Raw genomic sequence first — 1,599 nt, 5'->3', positions numbered from 1 at the left:
GCCTCACCCACCACCGCGATATCGGTCTCCGCCTCCAGAATCAGCCGGAAACCCGTCCGCAGCAGCGGCTGGTCGTCGACGAGCAGCACCCGCACCGTGCTCATCGCGCCACCCCGGCCGCCCGGCTCCGCGGCGCCGTGCCCGTCCCGCTCGCGTCCATGATCCCCGCTCCTCGCCTCGCGCCGCCCATGCCCAATCTATGCCTCCAGGGGGAAGCGGGCCCGCACACCGAACCCGCCACCGACCCGCGGCCCGATCCGGAGCTCGCCTCCGTACAACGCCACACGCTCATACATCCCGACCAGCCCATGCCCCGGATTGTCCCCGTTGTCGGCCATGATCGTCGCGGTGCCGCGCCCGTCGTCCTCGATCTCCACGGTCAGGTCCCGGTCGGTGTAGTAAAGCCGCACCCAGGCCCGCGCCTGCGAGCCCGCGTGCTTGAGCGTATTCGTCAGCGCCTCCTGGATGAGCCGGAACGCCGCCACGTCCACCCCCGGCGACGGCGTCCGCGCCTCACCCTCGATCCACAACTGCACCGACAGGCCCGTCTCCCGCACATGGTCCAGCAGCTCGCCCAGATCGCCCAGCCCCGGCTGCGGCGCCAGCTCCCGGCCCGCCTGCTCGGCGTCCCGGTCGGTCCGCAGCACCCCCACGATCCGCCGCATCTCGCTCAGCGCCGTCCGCCCGACCTCCTCGATCGTCGACATCGCCTCCCGCGCGCTGTCGGCGTCCCGGTCGATGATCCGCCGCGCCGCGCCCGCCTGCACCGTCATCACGCTCACATGGTGCGCCACCACGTCGTGCAGCTCCCGCGCGATCCGCGACCGCTCCTCGATCCGCGCCGCCCGCGCGTCGGTGCCCCGCGCCCGCTCCAGCCGTGCCGCACGGTCCTCCAGCTCCGCGAAGTACGCCCGCCGCAGCCGCAGGTTCCGGCCCAGCACCCACACCCCGACCACCAGCGCCGCATCGGTGATCAGGACGACCGGGGAGATGTCCACCGGCATCATCACCACCAGCGACACCAGGAAGTACACGAACCCCACCAGCCCGCCGAGCGCGCTGTGCGCCAGCCCCCGGTGCGCCGCGACACTGTAGATCGCGATGAGGAACGCCACCACGTCCGGCACCGACGGCGGATAGGTCTGCGACGCCATCGCCAGCTCGCCCGCCACGATGAACATCAACACCGAGATCGGATACCGCTGCCGGAACGTCAGCGCCATCGTCACCACGACCACGAGCAGCCCGTTCACCAGATCCGGCGTCTGGAACTGCTCGAAGTCCTCGCCCCGCGGAAGATCCTCCAGATACATCTGCGGCAGGCCCACGAGCAGCAGGCCCAGGGCCAGCAGCGCATCGCCCGCCTGCGGGCGCGACTGCAGCCAGGCACGGAAGGTACGAAGACCACGGATGCGGGGTGACACGACTCTCACACTAGGAGGTCACGCCAGGTCGTGACCCCTCCTGTGCGCGGATCTGTCGTCCTCCCCAAGGAGGATCCGGAGCGCCGTCCCGATACGTCCCGGAGCCAACCCTAGCGGCCGGCACCCCGCCCCGCGCACATCTCCCCACCGTTTCACCTGGCCACCCCCTGTGCAC

1 protein-coding gene and 1 pseudogene are annotated in these 1,599 nt (G+C 71.3%); both read right to left on the bottom strand.

The annotated features are described in order from the left end of the window. A pseudogene (locus E1298_RS46780) lies at nt 1–104 on the bottom strand (DNA-binding response regulator); the annotation flags it as partial. 93 nt (nt 105–197) lie between these two features. Further along, entirely contained in the window at nt 198–1,424 is a 1,227-nt protein-coding gene (locus E1298_RS46775) for a sensor histidine kinase (protein ID WP_131903780.1), read from the bottom strand. Nucleotides 1,425–1,599: the final 175 nt, after the last annotated feature.

This window comes from Actinomadura rubrisoli (genome assembly GCF_004349215.1).
Classification (GTDB): Bacteria; Actinomycetota; Actinomycetes; order Streptosporangiales; family Streptosporangiaceae; genus Spirillospora; species Spirillospora rubrisoli.
This window is presented reverse-complemented; position numbering and strand designations above follow the sequence as displayed.